The sequence below is a fragment of the Sporosarcina sp. FSL K6-6792 genome (assembly GCF_038004885.1).
Lineage (GTDB): Bacteria > Bacillota > Bacilli > Bacillales_A > Planococcaceae > Sporosarcina > Sporosarcina psychrophila.
This window is the reverse complement of record NZ_JBBOSA010000001.1, coordinates 244,127-260,111: the sequence shown is the minus strand read 5'-3', so window position 1 is coordinate 260,111 and position 15,985 is coordinate 244,127. Positions and strand designations below refer to the sequence as shown.

Annotated in this window: 18 protein-coding genes; all 18 read right to left on the bottom strand. The window is 41.9% G+C overall.

Features of this window, described 5'->3' with window-relative positions:
- Nucleotides 1-66 precede the first annotated feature (66 nt).
- The 18 genes from MKZ26_RS01160 to MKZ26_RS01075 all read right to left on the bottom strand — a co-directional run bounded on the left by MKZ26_RS01160 (nucleotide 67) and on the right by MKZ26_RS01075 (nucleotide 15,897).
- On the bottom strand, nucleotides 67-1,047 hold the full coding sequence (locus MKZ26_RS01160; protein ID WP_067210375.1) for a polyprenyl synthetase family protein: 981 nt from the start codon (nucleotides 1,045-1,047) through the stop codon (nucleotides 67-69).
- A 24-nt stretch (nucleotides 1,048-1,071) separates the two neighbouring features.
- Nucleotides 1,072-1,770 carry a demethylmenaquinone methyltransferase gene (locus MKZ26_RS01155; protein WP_340742317.1) on the bottom strand — a complete coding sequence of 233 codons (699 nt, stop codon included), beginning with the start codon at nucleotides 1,768-1,770 and terminating at the stop codon, nucleotides 1,072-1,074.
- Nucleotides 1,771-1,788: 18 nt separating this feature from the next.
- Nucleotides 1,789-2,523 (bottom strand): heptaprenyl diphosphate synthase component 1, encoded by a 735-nt coding sequence (locus tag MKZ26_RS01150; RefSeq protein ID WP_340763932.1) that lies wholly within the window; start codon nucleotides 2,521-2,523, stop codon nucleotides 1,789-1,791.
- 50 nt (nucleotides 2,524-2,573) lie between these two features.
- Nucleotides 2,574-2,795, bottom strand: a complete 222-nt coding sequence (gene mtrB, locus MKZ26_RS01145; protein ID WP_067210381.1) for a trp RNA-binding attenuation protein MtrB — start codon at nucleotides 2,793-2,795, stop codon at nucleotides 2,574-2,576.
- A 68-nt stretch (nucleotides 2,796-2,863) separates the two neighbouring features.
- Nucleotides 2,864-3,433 carry a GTP cyclohydrolase I FolE gene (gene folE / locus MKZ26_RS01140; RefSeq protein WP_067213970.1) on the bottom strand — a complete coding sequence of 190 codons (570 nt, stop codon included), beginning with the start codon at nucleotides 3,431-3,433 and terminating at the stop codon, nucleotides 2,864-2,866.
- Nucleotides 3,434-3,610: 177 nt separating this feature from the next.
- Nucleotides 3,611-3,883, bottom strand: coding sequence for an HU family DNA-binding protein (locus MKZ26_RS01135; RefSeq protein WP_067210384.1), 273 nt, complete (start codon nucleotides 3,881-3,883; stop codon nucleotides 3,611-3,613).
- Nucleotides 3,884-4,045: 162 nt separating this feature from the next.
- Nucleotides 4,046-5,524, bottom strand: coding sequence for a stage IV sporulation protein A (gene spoIVA / locus MKZ26_RS01130; RefSeq protein WP_340763930.1), 1,479 nt, complete (start codon nucleotides 5,522-5,524; stop codon nucleotides 4,046-4,048).
- 77 nt (nucleotides 5,525-5,601) lie between these two features.
- Nucleotides 5,602-6,318 carry a hypothetical protein gene (locus MKZ26_RS01125; RefSeq protein WP_340763927.1) on the bottom strand — a complete coding sequence of 239 codons (717 nt, stop codon included), beginning with the start codon at nucleotides 6,316-6,318 and terminating at the stop codon, nucleotides 5,602-5,604.
- A 5-nt stretch (nucleotides 6,319-6,323) separates the two neighbouring features.
- Nucleotides 6,324-6,518 (bottom strand): DUF2768 domain-containing protein, encoded by a 195-nt coding sequence (locus tag MKZ26_RS01120; protein ID WP_370570004.1) that lies wholly within the window; start codon nucleotides 6,516-6,518, stop codon nucleotides 6,324-6,326.
- A gap of 185 nt (nucleotides 6,519-6,703) precedes the next feature.
- Nucleotides 6,704-7,726 (bottom strand): NAD(P)H-dependent glycerol-3-phosphate dehydrogenase, encoded by a 1,023-nt coding sequence (locus MKZ26_RS01115; protein ID WP_338656350.1) that lies wholly within the window; start codon nucleotides 7,724-7,726, stop codon nucleotides 6,704-6,706.
- A 33-nt stretch (nucleotides 7,727-7,759) separates the two neighbouring features.
- Nucleotides 7,760-9,070, bottom strand: coding sequence for a ribosome biogenesis GTPase Der (gene der / locus MKZ26_RS01110; RefSeq protein ID WP_067210395.1), 1,311 nt, complete (start codon nucleotides 9,068-9,070; stop codon nucleotides 7,760-7,762).
- Nucleotides 9,071-9,484: 414 nt separating this feature from the next.
- On the bottom strand, nucleotides 9,485-9,712 hold the full coding sequence (locus MKZ26_RS01105) for a transcriptional regulator (protein WP_340763922.1): 228 nt from the start codon (nucleotides 9,710-9,712) through the stop codon (nucleotides 9,485-9,487).
- A gap of 229 nt (nucleotides 9,713-9,941) precedes the next feature.
- Nucleotides 9,942-10,631, bottom strand: coding sequence for a peptidoglycan recognition protein family protein (locus MKZ26_RS01100; protein ID WP_340763920.1), 690 nt, complete (start codon nucleotides 10,629-10,631; stop codon nucleotides 9,942-9,944).
- Nucleotides 10,632-10,923: 292 nt separating this feature from the next.
- Nucleotides 10,924-12,072: a 30S ribosomal protein S1 gene (gene rpsA, locus MKZ26_RS01095; RefSeq protein ID WP_340763918.1), complete on the bottom strand. Its 1,149-nt coding sequence runs from the start codon at nucleotides 12,070-12,072 to the stop codon at nucleotides 10,924-10,926.
- Nucleotides 12,073-12,150: 78 nt separating this feature from the next.
- Nucleotides 12,151-12,735: a lysophospholipid acyltransferase family protein gene (locus MKZ26_RS01090; RefSeq protein WP_067210403.1), complete on the bottom strand. Its 585-nt coding sequence runs from the start codon at nucleotides 12,733-12,735 to the stop codon at nucleotides 12,151-12,153.
- Nucleotides 12,732-13,409 carry a (d)CMP kinase gene (gene cmk, locus MKZ26_RS01085; protein ID WP_340763916.1) on the bottom strand — a complete coding sequence of 226 codons (678 nt, stop codon included), beginning with the start codon at nucleotides 13,407-13,409 and terminating at the stop codon, nucleotides 12,732-12,734. The genes MKZ26_RS01090 and cmk overlap by 4 nt, the downstream gene beginning before the upstream one ends.
- Before the next feature lie 443 nt (nucleotides 13,410-13,852).
- Nucleotides 13,853-14,494: a flagellar brake protein gene (locus MKZ26_RS01080; RefSeq protein ID WP_340742321.1), complete on the bottom strand. Its 642-nt coding sequence runs from the start codon at nucleotides 14,492-14,494 to the stop codon at nucleotides 13,853-13,855.
- A gap of 125 nt (nucleotides 14,495-14,619) precedes the next feature.
- The gene (locus MKZ26_RS01075) at nucleotides 14,620-15,897 is read right to left on the bottom strand and encodes a PepSY1/2 domain-containing protein (RefSeq protein ID WP_340763915.1); all 1,278 of its coding nucleotides are present in this window, start codon (nucleotides 15,895-15,897) and stop codon (nucleotides 14,620-14,622) included.
- Between the last annotated feature and the right edge of the window lie 88 nt (nucleotides 15,898-15,985).

Sequence of the window (15,985 nt, the reverse complement as noted above, 5' to 3'; positions counted from 1 at the left end):
ATATGTATCAGGATTTCTCCTTTTCGATCGTACCACCCGATGCCTGATTTTTCAACTGTTAATGCACTAATACTTACGTCTGCCAATGAAAGCAGATATTTGCATGAATGCCTTTTTAGCATTTGCATCACCATCAGGCAACTCATTTATTTCATCCATTGCTTTTTGCAAATACAAATCGCTCACAGCTTGCGCCATCTGAATGGCCTCTGTTCCGCGAATATAAGTCAACATTTCTTCACGATCAGATTCCGTTAAAGTCCCGTCAAACGACCGCTTCATATAAGGTTGGAAATTCACATCGTCTTTTATGTATAGGATGGGCAAAGTCAGATGACCATTCAACAGATCACTGCCTGCCGGTTTTCCAAGCTCTTCATCCGTTGATGTAATGTCAAGAATATCATCGACAATTTGAAAAGCCATGCCTGCAAAATAACCGAAGCGACGCAATTTCCTTACATTCGCAGGGTCCGCTCCTGAAACAAGCGCACCAAGTTCACAACTGGAGGACAGGAGAAGTGCGGTCTTTCGTTTAATGCGGCGCAAATAATCCCGAATCGTCTGATTGGTTTTTCGCTGATGATCAATCTGGATGACTTCACCTTTACAAATTTCAAGCATAGTCTCTGCAAGTAGCTGATGAATAGCAGGAATTTCAATCTCACCTATCGATGTAAGTGCACGTGAAAAGATGAAGTCCCCCGTATACATCGCAATTCTGTTATCCCAACGCGCCCTTACTGTTTCGAGGCCACGACGCATATCTGAATCATCGATAACATCATCATGGACAAGAGACGCCATATGGACAAGCTCAAGTGAGACAGCTACCTTTGCCACATCCTCCAACGAATAGTTGCCAAACTTGGATGACAGGATAACAAAAATAGGTCGAATCCTTTTTCCACCCGCACGAAGCAGGTGAAGTGATGCTTGCCGAATGATAGGGGAAGATGAATTGAGGGATCGTTCAAGTTCCTTTTCTATATAAGCGAGATCCTTTCGAAAATCACCATAAAGTGACAATAACTTCAATTTCTCCAAAACGATTACCTTCCCCTGCTGTCTTTATTGTTTATATCCAACGTGACCAGCCGCGGCGCCGCCACTGTATGACTTAAAGGACACTTCAGTGAAGCCCGCTTCCGTAAATAGCTGGGCCAGTTGTTTCATCCCTGGAAAATCATTTGCCGATTCTTGAAGCCATGAATATTCTTTGTAACTTTTCGCAAAAATTTTCCCGAGAACGGGCATGATGAAATTGAAATAAAATCGGAATAATTGCCTGTAGCCTGGAAGTTCAGATTGAGAAGTTTCTAGACATGCAATCATTCCACCAGGCTTTAAGACACGATTCATTTCTTTTAATACTGTTAAATAATCCGGTACGTTACGCAATCCGAAACCAATTGTAACAAAATCGAACGAGTCGTCAGGGAACGGCAATTCCATCGCATTCCCTTGTACAAGCGTAATAGTTGGATATGCTGCAACTTTCGGTCGGCCGGCTTCTAACATGCCTTCACTGAAATCGAGTCCTGTCACATGCCCAGAGGCACCTGTCGCCTCTGCAATAGCGATTGTCCAATCAGCAGTTCCACAACACACGTCCAATGCACGAGCACCTTCGTGGACGTTCATGCGTGACATGATGTCATCGCGCCATTTCTTATGTTGGTTAAAACTGATCACGGAATTCATCTTATCGTAATCGACGGATATTTTTTCAAAAACGGTGTGGACTTTCTGTTCTTTTGATATCGACAAGAGTTATACCTCTTTTCTTCAATTCAGTTTACCAATTAGTGGTGTCACTAGGTTACGGATTTTTCGCTGTAAAAAAGGCTGCAGATAATCGGCTGCATCAAGTGCTTCCTGCATTTCAGCATGAAGCTGAAAAACCGCATGATCCGCATCAGCAACATTCATTGTGCGGCGTGAACGCTTATCCGAAATAGAATTGCATTCAGCACTCCCTTCTTCAAACCATAAAAGCGACAATGCTGCACTGGCTAGCGGGACATATTGTGCAAATCCGAATGTATATAAAAAATCAGTTATACACCCTGCTTCGATGATTCTAACTGTTTCAATCAACTTTTCAGGTCCATTTGGTAATTGGTCGTGAAAAATCGTTTTTGTCTCGTTGATTTGTCCAATTGTTTCAGACAAGGAACGGATGAAACCAAATTCAGGCAGAGATGCGAGTAGCCGATAATGGATTCCGCTGAAATAATCCCCCGACAAAACAGTAAGTTGCTGTTGCTTTGATGTAGCGTCAGATACATTAATCGAATCATGCGCATCAAAAGCAGCGTGAACAGCACCAACTGCGATTGACGCTGTATGTAAACGATTGTTCCACCTTTCCCCGTTCAACATTGGCAACAGGAGAATAAAGGCTTTTACAGCATCGATTGTTATTTGACCAACATCTCTATCCACAATCGGCTCGCGAATTGCATTCTCTACTTCACCTATATAATTTTCGATATGCAGTTTAATTTTTTGGGTTTCCATCGTCGAATCTCCATTCAAAGACGTCTACGGAAAAGTGTGTCAAATACGAATTAGTCTTTCCCTTCGCTTGACAAGACACCGTATGCGGTATGAACGTCAGCTTTGCCACGTATTTTCATTGCTGACGTATGATCAGTAAATTGTGCGATCATCACTTCACCACGGTCTAATTTTTCCGTATGATGAAACTTCGTATCGTTTCCTCGTGTCAGACCGATTACGTTCACGCCGTCTTCTTTCGCTTTTATAACGATATAGTCGGTTTGTGTCATTTTCACCTCTCCTGTCTATTCTTTTATGGTCTTATCATATCATAGAAAAGGCGTTACTCGCAAAGGCTTCAAGACATCTTAATAAGTGATAGGATCTCAGCCCGTTTCACATCGTCCTGTTCGTAAATACCACGCGCAACTGTAGTCACTGTCTTCGCGCCTGGTTTCTTGATGCCTCGCATCGTCATACACAGATGTTCCGCCTCGATCACTACGTAGACACCAATTGGATTTAGCATTTCCATCATCGCTTCCGCAATTGTGGATGTGATACGTTCTTGAAGTTGTGGCCTTTTGGCAGTCGTTTCGACGGCTCTCGCTAATTTACTCAGGCCAGCAACAACTCCATCACGCGGTATGTATGCAATATGCGCATTCCCAAAAAACGGTACAAGGTGATGTTCACACATCGAGTAGAACGGTATATCTTTTACAAGAACTACTTCATCATGATTTTCATGGAACACTGTTTTGAAATAATCCTTAGGGTCTTTATTCAAACCTTCAAATACCTCAGCGTACATTTTTGCGACACGCTTTGGAGTATCTATCAGCCCTTCACGCTCGGGATCTTCACCGACTGCTTCCAAGATCATTGAAACTGCCTTCTCTATTTTCTCATAATCGACAACATTCATCATTCGAAACCTCCCAATCGGAAATAAAGCTATTCCAACAAAAATAGTAGCATACTCGCCCATTTCCGTACAGTTCGTTCACTCTACATTGGACAATAAGATAAAAATGGAAAGAAGTCCGCCCCAAGTATCTAATGAATTAGATACGACGGACGGACTTCTATGTAAACTTGAGAATTATTTCACTGCGTCTTTAAGCGCTTTACCTGCTTTGAAAGCTGGTACCTTGCTTGCAGCGATATCGATCTCTTCCCCAGATTGCGGGTTACGTCCTTTACGAGCTGCACGCTCACGTACTTCGAAGTTACCGAAACCGATCAATTGTACTTTCTCACCACTTGCAAGAGTAGATTGGATCGTATCGAATACAGCTTCGACAGCTTTTGTAGCATCTTTCTTAGTTAGTTCTGCTGCTTCAGCTACAGAGGTAATCAATTCTGTTTTATTCACACCATTCACCTCCTCTCAAAGGGCATTAGCTAGCTTCTAATACTGTAAAAAGAGTATCACAAGAAAATCCCTGACGCAACAATATTATCGCGTAATCGCTAATATCATGCACTTTTAGCTAAAAAAACGGAAAAAGATCCGCTTTTGACGGATCTTTTTCCTTTAGACGATAAATGTAATCATGCCTTTATTTCCATCATTCACCATCTGTTCAATCGTCTCCCGCAGACGTTTTCTTGCTTTAATCGGAACAGAAGCTGTTTTGAAACGAATGCTTTCTTTCATGACTTCATGGAGCGGTGTTCCGAATAGCTGTGTTTCCCATAATGCCTCTCTATCATGCAAATAAGCATTCTTTAATTCTTTTAATAAATGATGGCTATGAAATTCGGAACCGATTAATGGAGAAAATTCGGCTTCCATATCAACCCGAATAATGTGAAGCGACGGTGCTGTTGCTTTCATGCGAACGCCGAAAAAGTTGTTCTGTTTGATAAGTTCCGGTGCAGAAGGATTGAAATCCTCAATTGTCGGAAGAGCAACACCGTAGCCTTGCTTTCTAGCTGTATCGATTGCTTCCGAGTACATGTCATACGACTTTTTCGCTTTGGCCGCTTCCTGAACAAACAACAACCAGTCTTTTTTCGAGCCGATTTCCTGTCCCATAATTCCTTCACAAATTTCACGGAAAGCCTGTTCATCCATAGTAATTTTCACGATTGCTTTTCCTTTACCAGCATCTACTTCAACGACTTCTGCATGCCTAACATATTTTTCATCTTTTAAACTTTCTGCCAACTCCTGTATTTTACGGATTTTTGATACACCCAAAAACCCCTCATTAATCACTCTGTCGATGTTGGCATTCAGTTCATGTTCACTTCCGAGCACTTCCATCCAATCTGGTTTTTGGACTTCAATATCAGAAATCGGGAATTCGTACAATGCTTCTTTTAAAATAAGTTGAATTTCCTGTGCGTTTAACTGATCAGCACTTATCGCAATGACAGGAACCCCATATTTTTCATGTAGTTCCTGTTTTAATGCGATCGTTCTGTCATTGGCCGGCATTTTAGAATTCAGAACAATAACAAAAGGCTTACCAATATCTTTCAACTTATTAACGATTTCCTCTTCAGCAACTTGTGCTGCTGCCCGCGGAATATTGTTTACTGTTCCATCCGTTGTAACAAGAATACCAATCGTAGAATGATCACGAATCACCTTATCCGTACCAATACGCGCCGCTTCTTCAAACGGTATCGGTTCGTTGTGCCATGGCGTGTGAACCAATTTCGGGCCATTCTCATCTTCATAGCCTTTTACGCCGTCTATCACATAGCCAACGCAATCTGCAAGCCTGATTTGAAACTTCAGCTCACCATCCCCTACAGATACCGAAGTCCCTTGGGCGGGCACAAATTTCGGTTCTGATGTCATAATAACTGAGCCTGGTGAACTCTGAGGAAGCTCATCCTGCGCACGAATTCGATCCGATGCTTCCGTCATATTTGGAATAACGACTTCTTCCATAACTCTTTTCACGAACGTAGATTTCCCTACACGAACAGGTCCGACGACACCGATATAAATATCACCGTCTGTGCGTCTAGCCAGATTTTCATATAATTCCTCTTTCATTCTATCGTCCTCCTTTAGATGCGCATATTAGTTTATGTAAAAAAAAAACGTTTCATGCACGTGGCATGAAACGTTTTTCATTTTGATTTGTTCATGAATATTGGTTCGTTGTCTGCATTCACTGTATAAGGTAATGAATAAGCAGGTAAAACGGGATAGTTATCCGTTAAAAGGTGACGAATATCCTCGCCTGGTTTAACGGTCTGGGGCTTTTCTTGCAACATTCGGTTTAAGTCAATCGAATAATCGATGTAAAAAACACCATCCCCACCGATAACAATCGGTAAGATTGCATCTGAATAGGGGCTAGGAACCGTCAGCGGCTCTTTAAAGCCCATTGCTTCGAAATCGACTGTATAGACATGGTCACCCACGGACTCCTTGAATGGAGCTCGACCATTGACGTTTTTCCTTAGGTTTAAATCGCGAATATGTTCCGCTGAGCGCAAATCAACAAGCTTTACCGTGGGAGTCGTTTCAACGTCTATCAACACATATTGATAGATCCCACCAGTTTCATACGCATTTGAAGGCATTTTTTCCGTGTAAGCTGGTACAACTTTGGAGAACTCAATGGGATATTTGATGTAAATATCCGTTTCAAGGTCACGTGTTTTGATAGGCAATAATCCTCCCGAATTTTGCTGATAAGCATCAACCGCTTTTTGCATTGATTCCAGCTGATCAGCATAGGGGATTTCCTGTCCAGTTGTTTTTTCGGATGGGTACATACATCCAGATAGAACAAAAACCAAGGAAGATATGAAGAGTAGCCCGATTTTTTTTACTGACATAGTCATCATGCCCCTCCTGTCGGCCCATTAAATACGAGATAAATCATCGCAAAAAACGAGAAGATTAATAAAGAATAGGCTATTATAGCAAATAGTAATTTCAAAACTTTATTTTGAAGCTTATGCCGACTCACATAAATAAGACCCATGGAAATAACCATGAATCCCATCGCATAGAACGACAGCCACATTTTATCCATCGAGGACAAAGGAAGTCCTCCTTTCGTATATTCAGTATTTAAAAGACAGAAGAAAAGGACCAGTGAGCATAGCCCCAAGTCCCTCGCTTGCACGTAATGTGCTGGCTTTTATACGTGTGGAGCGGAGGGGGAGGCTAGCAACGTAATCTGAAGACGTTTTTCACAAGTCTTTTTGAATTACAGAGTCAACGGTTGCCGAAGAGATCTTCAACTTCCTGCTTCTTCATACGGTTCATAAGTTGGTCCACAGCTTGTTTCGGCGGTATTCCTTCAAATAGTATGGAGTACAGTGCCTCTGTGAGCGGCATAGAGACTCCGTGCTGGGCTGCAAGCTGATGTGCCGCTTTAGCCGTCCGTACACCTTCGATGACCATACCCATGCCTGATACGACCTCGTCTAGACTATTCCCTTTTCCGAGCATATTGCCCGCTTTCCAATTGCGCGAATGAACACTCGTACATGTAACAATCAAATCGCCGAGACCTGTTAGACCTGAAAATGTAAGTGGATTCGCACCCATTTTCACGCCAAGTCTTGAAATCTCCGCTAATCCGCGCGTAATAAGCGCAGCTTTGGCATTATCACCATAACCTAGTCCATCAGAAATACCGGCTGCCAATGCAATTACATTTTTAAGCGCAGCTCCGATTTCCACACCAACTATATCCGGATTTGTATAGACACGGAAATAATGGTTCATAAATAGGTCCTGAATCTTTTCTGCCGCTTCCAAATCGAATGATGCAGCCGTTACTGTCGTCGGATGACGCAGAACAACTTCTTCAGCATGACTTGGACCCGAGAGAACAACAATAGCCTTTGTTTTCGAGGAATCTAGCTCTTCTGAAATCATTTCTGAGATTCGTTTTAACGAATCTGGTTCAATACCTTTTGAAACATGGACAATTAATTTAGGGCTAATCGCCATTGCATTCAGTTCAGAACAGACATCACGAATCGCCTTGGTTGGAACAGCGATGATGACAGTATCACTATGCATCGCCGCCGCTTCCAAATCTGATGTTGCTTTCAAATTAATAGGTAAAGAAATACTTGGTAAATATGACTTATTTGTATGATTTTCGTTAATTTCAGCGGACTGGTCAGAACGCCTCGCCCAAAGTAAGCAATCATGACCATTTTCAGCAAGAACAAAAGCAATCGCCGTTCCCCAGCTTCCGGCTCCGATAACAGTTACTTTTTCCATTTCATACAGACATCCTTTCTCCCGTAACGTCGATCAGCTTCTTGCCCGAGTAATAATCCTGATCGGAGTTCCTTCGAAGCCAAATGACTCCCGAAGACGGTTTTGTAAAAAGCGTTCATAAGAGAAGTGCATGATTTCTACATCGTTCACAAAGACGACAAAAGTTGGCGGTTTAACAGCTACTTGCGTAGCATAATAAATACGCAATCTGCGTCCTTTATTATTAGGTGCAGGGTTTCTTGCAACAGCATCTTCAATCACTTCGTTCAAGACACTTGACTGAATACGTAGTGCATGGTTCTCATTAATTAATTTAACTTTTTCAAACAACGTATTAACACGCTGTTTTGTTTTTGCTGAAACAAAAGCGATCGGTGCGTAATCGAGGAATAGGAAATTATCACGGATATCCGCAATAAACTTGTTCATCGTCTTATCATCTTTTTCGACAGCATCCCACTTATTAACAACAAACATGACGCCTTTTCCAGCATCTTCTGCGTAGCCGGCGATGCGCTTGTCCATCTCACGTATGCCTTCTTCACCATTGATAACGATAAGAACGACATCAGAGCGATCAATCGCTTTTAGTGCACGAAGAACAGCATATTTCTCCACATTTTCATACACTTTCCCTTTTTTACGCATACCAGCAGTATCAATAATTTTATACTTCTGTCCATCATATTCATAAGCCGTATCGATAGCATCTATTGTTGTTCCAGGTATGTCACTAACTATGACCCGTTCCTCACCTAAAAATGCATTGACAAGCGATGATTTACCAACGTTAGGTCTCCCAATTAACGAAAACCGGATGACATCATCTTCAATTTCTTCAGCACCTGGTTCTGGGAAATCATTCGCTACTGCATCAAGCAAATCCCCTAAACCTAGTCCATGTGCACCAGAAATCGGATACGGTTCTCCGAATCCAAGAGAATAGAAATCATAAATCATGTCCCGCATGTCTGGATTATCAACTTTGTTTACAGCAAGTACGATAGGTTTTTTCGTTTTGTACAAGATCTTGGCAACTTGCTCATCAGCATCTGTTACCCCTTCACGACCATTCACAAGGAAAATGATAACGTCCGCTTCGTCTATTGCAATTTCCGCTTGTAATCGGATTTGCTCAAGAAAAGGCTCATCTCCAATATCGATTCCTCCTGTGTCAATAAGGTTGAACTCATGTGCGAGCCAATCTGCGGAGCTGTAAATACGGTCACGCGTAACACCCGCAACGTCTTCTACGATTGAAATTCGTTCACCAACGATTCGGTTAAATATTGTCGATTTCCCGACGTTCGGCCTACCGACGATCGCTACTGTTGGTTTATTCATAATCTAACATCCTTCCAGCTTATCTTCTGCATATTATACACAATAATCATTAACACGTCTAAACAGGCACATTTATAACTGTATACACTGTCTTTGTCACACTACGACAGTATATCATTTTTATGTGAATTTAACTTCCGCAAGGCTAAACTATTTGTATGTGGGGCTTTTTGAGAACTTTGAAAATGAAGTAAGTCCTACAATTCGTATTAATAATCGAAAGAGCGACTATCCCATTTCTGAGAAGTCGCTCTTTCTTATTATTACCGATTAATTTTCCGCATATCCACTATCGCTGCTACTGATTTTCGCACAGCGTAAATGAAACCTGCCGCGCTATACTTTGCGAATTTTAAATTTATTTCTTCTATTAATAGCGCAACACTTCATACTACAATCTGTAAACGTCTACTGTTAGATCACGGATCTTTCTTTTATGATGACGGGAACAAGCGCCAACACGTTGTCGTTTGTAAACGTACGATTCGACTTACGCAGAAAACAGTATGCTCTGAACGATACCTCACCGACATCTAGCACCCTTATTCGCCTCTTACTAATTTGACCGTCATTCGCCTGGTACATCATATCTAATGACTCATTATACTTCATCGACTTGACCAATTGATTACGCACACTCATTCCCTCCCTTTCCACCAACATATGGAGCGAACGTTCTTATTATGACAAATAAGAAAAGCACAAGCGCTTGGTAGACCGAAAAAGCACTGGAAAGCCTTAAGAGAAAGGTAGGCTAGGCGCTGGAATCTAGACACCGCTCCGATGAAAAACTTATACGTTCTTTTCTTTTGAAAATGACGACTGTCCTTGATGGATTTACCGCCTTTTGATCTTACCTACCTTAATTACCTCATCTGCGCTGGTCAATAAAGACTTTTAGTGCGAGTGCATCATCTAGTGACAACTTACCTGCCCTAAAGTCCGTTAACCATTTGTCGGAAATTAAACCTTCTTTTACGGCATCCGACAAGTATTGTTCATAAGCAACTTTTAACGTTGCTGAGCTTGGATTAAACATGCGTACATCCTCCTTTGGTAGCGTTGGGATATTCAATTCTGCCAGACGTTTAACTATGGCATTGCGAACGGTCGTCATACGCCCCTCATCTATGATACGGTGCGGACATTCTTTACCACTCCAATCCCGATGCCATTTAACACGATCTATACCCCAGCTGTATTGCTTAAGTATGCGTGCTATATAGTCGACGGCATTCGCTTCCGCATTAACATACTTTGGACCGCCTGATTGTGAGTAACAGATTTCAATCCCTATGGATTTCCGATTACCTGCCCCTTGACCATCCCCAGCGTGCCAACCGTTGCGTGTAAACGGGATAGCTTGCACTGCATGTTTATCATCGATTGCCACATGATACGACGTCGCAGTCGTGTTCCGCGTCATGAAAGCAATCTCGTTTATTGCCGTCGCATCATTGGCTGTATTGTGGATGGTGATGTATTCCGGCGTCATCGGATACGTCGCTTTCAGAGGATAAAGAGACGTCGGAATGTAGTTGTTGATTATTGTATATGGCATATTATTCACCTTCTTTTTTTACTAAAGCCCTGTCGGCGGAATAAAGGCCTCTTACTAATCCCCCACTTATCACGCCGACAAGAAAATACCTTGCTTACTATTATATGTAACTATTTAGACAACCCCTATGACAATTCCTACGTTATTAATTATGCCGGGATCTGGAATAGTATCATTTCCTATGCAACAAAAAAGATGATGATGCCCACAAGGGGCATCATCATCTTTTCAAATTCTCGTTCATTATGTTCACAAATTAGTCACATCGAGTAAATTAAACAACATTTCTTAGTCAGTCTTTAGTTGAAAAGTTCTTCAGCTGATCTCCGATGACATCACTCAGTGAAAAACCTGATGCTTCTTCTGGCATCTCATAATTTCCATAAGAGTTATTGTCTTCTTTTTCAATAAGATCCTTAATGCTTAAAGATAGACGTTTATCATCCGTATTGACTTCTAGTACTTTGACATTGATTTTTTGACCTTCTTTCAACACTTCATGCGGAGTACCGATGTGTTGGTGGGAAATACGCGAAATATGGACAAGGCCCTCGACGCCAGGGAACACTTCTACAAATGCACCATATGAGACGAGACGTTTCACAGTCCCCTCAAACTTAGATCCTTTAGGAGCCTTCTCTTCAATTCCTTCCCACGGACCAGCCAATGTATCCTTGATGGATAGTGAAATTCGTTCTGAATCACGGTCGATTGAAAGGATCTTCACATTCACTTTGTCGCCCTCTTTTAGAACGTCTGAAACTTTCTCGATATGATCATGAGAAAGTTGAGATATATGAACAAGTCCATCAATGCCACCGATATCAATAAAAGCACCGAATGTTGCAAGACGTTGAACAGTCCCCTCCAGTACTTCACCTTCTTTGAGATTATCCAAAACTTCACCTTTTTGTGATGCTTTTTCTTCTTGGATAACTGCACGATGAGAAAGAATTAAACGATTTTTTTCCTTATCCATTTCAACAATTTTAAATGTCATCAAACGACCTTTATACTCTTCAAAAGTCTCGACGAAATAATCTTCGACAAGTGATGCCGGAATGAAACCACGTACACCAAGGTCAACAACTAGTCCGCCTTTAACAACGTCTTTTACTTCTGTTTCGATTGTTTCTTTATTATTGAATTTCTCTTCAAGAGAACCCCATGCATCTTCTGCATCGACTTTACGTTTTGAAAGGACATAATTATCTTCTTCCACTTTCGTGATAATCAGTTCAATTTCATCGCCTTCTGCAACTGCATCCTCAGCTTTTTCAATGTGAAGGCTCGATAGTTCGCTGATTGGAATAACACCATCAAAAGGTGCTCCCGCAATTTCAACTGTCACAGACTTTTCTTCGATTTTAGTCACTTTCCCAGTAACACGGTCACCTTCATTGTAGATGTTCGCTGCTTCTAAGTTCATGTCTTCAGTCATTATGTAGTCCTCCTTCATAAAGAATCCTACTTCTATATTATTCGAATCTATTCAAAATAACAAAAAATTACCCTTATCTTATTTATTTTGTTCGATAAGTTTTTGAATTTCACTCATGATGATCTCTGTCATGTCTTCAGCTGAAGTCCGACTTTCACGATAAGTTGTCAGATCTAACGGTTTACCATAGACAACTTTCAATCTTCTAAACACTTTGTAAGGCCCTATAATTGCACAAGGCATAACGACCGCATCGCCACCCTTCAGCGCGAAGAATCCTGCGCCTGCAAGCCCTTTACCAAGTTCACCCGTCTTACTTCTCGTTCCTTCTGGAAACATCCCGACAACTTTTCCCGATTTAAGGATTTTCAATGTATTCCGGAATGCTTCCCTGTCACTCATACCCCGTTTCACAGGATATGCATTCACTTGCGGAAGAATACTTTTTAGCAATGGCATTTTGAATAACTCTTCTTTTGCCATGAAGTGAACAGGCCTAGGACAAGTACTACCGACAACCGGAGGATCGACATTATCGATGTGATTCGTGCAAAGCAGAACACCCCCTTCTTTCGGGAAGTTCTCCGCACCAATTACTTTAATGCGATATAACGGATAAAATATTGCACTGCAGAGCATTTTACCAAGTGGATATAAGTTCATAAGTTCATCCTCTTTTCTGCAAGTTCACTGATTTTTTCCGCCACATCTGTAATTGACATCGAAGTCGTATCGATAAGAACAGCATCTTCCGCTTGTCTGAGTGGAGACACTTCTCTTTCACTATCCGCGCGATCACGTTCAGCAATTTCAGCTTTCAATTGTTCAAGAGACGTTGTGAAGCCACGTTTTTCGTTTTCAATATGACGTCTCATCGCTCTCTCCTCAACAGAGGCTGTCATGAAAATCTTTAGTTCCGCATCCGGCAGGACGGCCGTCCCGATATCGCGCCCGTCCATTACAACACCCGCACCTATAGCTAGAATCCGCTGTTTATCAACCATCAGCTGACGGACACCCATATGAGTAGCGACAGAGGATACAGAAGCCGTCACTAATTGTGAACGGATGTCTTCTGTTACGTCTTTACCATCTACAATGACCGCTTGACCGTTTATAGACGGCCTAAGAACTATCTCCGTCTCTTCCAATAACTTTTCAAGTTCTTGTCCATCACTAGTATTTATGTTGTGAACTAACGCTTTATGCGTTAGTGCTCGGTACATAGCACCCGTATCGATATACGTATAACCCAATTTTTCAGCTGTAATTTTAGCAATTGTACTTTTTCCAGCCGCAGCCGGACCATCAATCGCGATTTTTATCTCTAATGCCATTTCATCTACCCCCGTAGTCAATTAGACAATATTGTATCACAAGAAAAGCGTAAGCGCCTGGGTAGACCCGAAAAGCGCTGGAGGGCCTTAAGATAAAGGCGCTTTTTGCCTTTAACTTAAGGACTGAAGCGACAGAGGAAGGCAGCTTAGGATCGCGACATCCTGTCGCAACAGCTGCATGACCCACGTCCTGTGGGCCCAGGGTCTAGGCGCCTAGAGTCTAGACACCAAGAAAAGCGGAAGGCGCCGTTTAGACGCGACAGGCATAAGTCAATCCAGCGACGTGGCGCTCTTTGCCACATAGCTGGATTGCTTATGGTCCAAGCGGCTGGCGCCTGAAGTCTAGACACCAAGAAAAGCGTAAGCGCCTTGGTTAACTGGCTGGAGTTTGGACAATTAAAAAGGGAAAAGTCTCATTCGCACAGACTTCCCCCAACTAAATTCTATTTTTCATTTCTCATTTGCAACTGCCGTTCAAAACAGAATCGGATAACGTATTGACGCTCAACTTGATTGATTGTCTCAAATTGTAATGAGGCAATTAGTCTGCCATCTTTCTCAAAAACCCTTATAACCCGTGCATCAGCTTTGACATATTTAATTTCACGGTTCATGAAAGGTAGCACGATGGTCAGCGATAACAGCTCGTCTTCTTTGAAAGTGTCGGGGTTAAGGAGAGTTAGCGCGACTCCGCCTGCGCTAAGGTCTGCCGCCACAAACTGGCTGAAGCGTCCATCTTTCTCAACAGCAATATCAATTGCTGATTCTACCCGTACAAATTCACGTCGTTGAATCTTGATAAGCTGTTCATCACCAGGATAGGATAATTTAATCATTGGAATTCCCTTATTAAGGCGGCCGCTCACTTCAGTCCGGAAAGCATAAGACATTTTCATACTATCTATGAATGTAACGTGCAACTGCGTGCCATCCATAAAAAATGCTGTCCGTCCCGTCTCAATATGGCTTGGGTAGTCAATCATTACGAAACCGTCTCCTATATCAACCACTTTACTTTTGAACTTTTCGCTATCTTTTGTAAAGTCTTTATCGATAACAATAATCGTCCCAATCGAAAGTAGCATATTAAAGCACCCGCCATCCCTATGTCATATGGTCTAGCTTCAGGCGCTATCGGCGCGTGTCGCTATTCATAGATACTATTATGTCATGACGGGATGGAAATTCCAATGACTATTTACACTTCATTTTACTGTAATTTCTCGGTTTTGATCACTTCAGAGGTCTCCGTATCGACGATTACTGCATATGTGCCTATTTGCTCATTCTCATTTATCGTAACTGTCAAATAATGCGTTAGCCTTTGTTCTAACCGATCATTTTCAACATATGCATATTCTTCTTTGACAATTTCGACGCCCGAATGGAAAAATGTCTTCCAATTCTTCTTCGTGATCGGCTGTCGTTCAGTCTTCTCTTTCCGAATATACTCGGAAGCATCCAGACCAACGATGCCCGCATTATCTTTTGCAATCTTTAAATGGATTACATCTGAAAATACTTTCGCTCCATATTCCGGTTCTACTCTGACAAATACCATATGCCAAGCCGTATTATTTTCCCTTGCTTCCTCGTAAACAAGGTCCTTATAACCTGCATCTTTTAAAAACGTCTCTGCTTTCTTTTTAAGTTCGTCAAATGGCTGAATCTCCTTGCCAAATGGCCTTTCTGTAAGGAATGAAAGGACATGCCCCCCTTTTTCCGTGATATCAATATAACCGACTGACTCAGCTTCGGCAAAACGAATGTGATAAAACGGATAAGGTGAGCCTGGTTGGCTCATTTCTACACCGATAGTCTCATTAGATAGGTGTGGAAAAAGTTTTTTGAACTCAGCTATGGCCTCTTCACGAGTCACTTCAGGATCCGCAATATTTTTCAAATCTTTTTTCTTCATAGAATCCGACTCACTTGCTGTCAGTGGGAAATCACTCTCCGTATACTGTTTAACACTAGTACCCATAGCGGTCCAATCATGGCCTGAATCAGCAACATCCAATCTCTTTTTCCAACCGTCTATCGATAAATTCCCACTTACCATGCCCGCAGTTGCCACTTGCCACTCATCCGCCATTGAGCGAAGGTTCTTAGAAGCCAGCTCCATAACCCGGTGATATTCGACGTTATCGGCTACACGAGTTGCTTCCTTGGCATAATTACCAAGACGTCCAAGATAATTCAACCACGATGTTGAAAAGCTTGGATCCATAGGTAATGAAGATACAGAGTTTTTAATATCGGATGACAGACGCCAAATGTCATCTCGCGCTTTTGAGGATCCATCCGCCTCATTAAATAATAAAGTCTTTTTCACCGCATTATCCAATTCTTCCAGTTTCTCCGATGCATCTGTCATTTTACTGGCGTATTGTCCACTTAGTGCGATAGATAATTGTTCATTTTCAGCTGCTTTACCGTAAGAAAAGATTGAAAGTGCTGCTATTGAGTACACTAATACAAAAATCATTTTTTTCATATTTCGGCAAAATATCGCCGGAAACTTTCGTTGTTTCCGGAAAATTCCGCCTCCCCTCCTTTATCACTAGTTTTCAATA

Excerpts from the sequence above, each read along its gene's own strand:
- MKZ26_RS01150 (WP_340763932.1), bottom strand. The coding sequence starts at position 2,523 with ATGGAAACCCAAAAAATTAAACTGCATATCGAAAATTATATAGGTGAA.
- mtrB (WP_067210381.1), bottom strand. The coding sequence starts at position 2,795 with ATGACACAAACCGACTATATCGTTATAAAAGCGAAAGAAGACGGCGTG.
- folE (WP_067213970.1), bottom strand. The coding sequence starts at position 3,433 with ATGAATGTTGTCGATTATGAGAAAATAGAGAAGGCAGTTTCAATGATC.
- spoIVA (WP_340763930.1), bottom strand. The coding sequence starts at position 5,524 with ATGAAAGAGGAATTATATGAAAATCTGGCTAGACGCACAGACGGTGAT.
- MKZ26_RS01125 (WP_340763927.1), bottom strand. The coding sequence starts at position 6,318 with ATGTCAGTAAAAAAAATCGGGCTACTCTTCATATCTTCCTTGGTTTTT.
- MKZ26_RS01120 (WP_370570004.1), bottom strand. The coding sequence starts at position 6,518 with ATGGATAAAATGTGGCTGTCGTTCTATGCGATGGGATTCATGGTTATT.
- MKZ26_RS01115 (WP_338656350.1), bottom strand. The coding sequence starts at position 7,726 with ATGGAAAAAGTAACTGTTATCGGAGCCGGAAGCTGGGGAACGGCGATT.
- der (WP_067210395.1), bottom strand. The coding sequence starts at position 9,070 with ATGAATAAACCAACAGTAGCGATCGTCGGTAGGCCGAACGTCGGGAAA.
- MKZ26_RS01105 (WP_340763922.1), bottom strand. The coding sequence starts at position 9,712 with ATGAGTGTGCGTAATCAATTGGTCAAGTCGATGAAGTATAATGAGTCA.
- MKZ26_RS01100 (WP_340763920.1), bottom strand. The coding sequence starts at position 10,631 with ATGCCATATACAATAATCAACAACTACATTCCGACGTCTCTTTATCCT.
- rpsA (WP_340763918.1), bottom strand. The coding sequence starts at position 12,072 with ATGACTGAAGACATGAACTTAGAAGCAGCGAACATCTACAATGAAGGT.
- MKZ26_RS01090 (WP_067210403.1), bottom strand. The coding sequence starts at position 12,735 with ATGAACTTATATCCACTTGGTAAAATGCTCTGCAGTGCAATATTTTAT.
- cmk (WP_340763916.1), bottom strand. The coding sequence starts at position 13,409 with ATGGCATTAGAGATAAAAATCGCGATTGATGGTCCGGCTGCGGCTGGA.
- MKZ26_RS01080 (WP_340742321.1), bottom strand. The coding sequence starts at position 14,494 with ATGCTACTTTCGATTGGGACGATTATTGTTATCGATAAAGACTTTACA.
- MKZ26_RS01075 (WP_340763915.1), bottom strand. The coding sequence starts at position 15,897 with ATGATTTTTGTATTAGTGTACTCAATAGCAGCACTTTCAATCTTTTCT.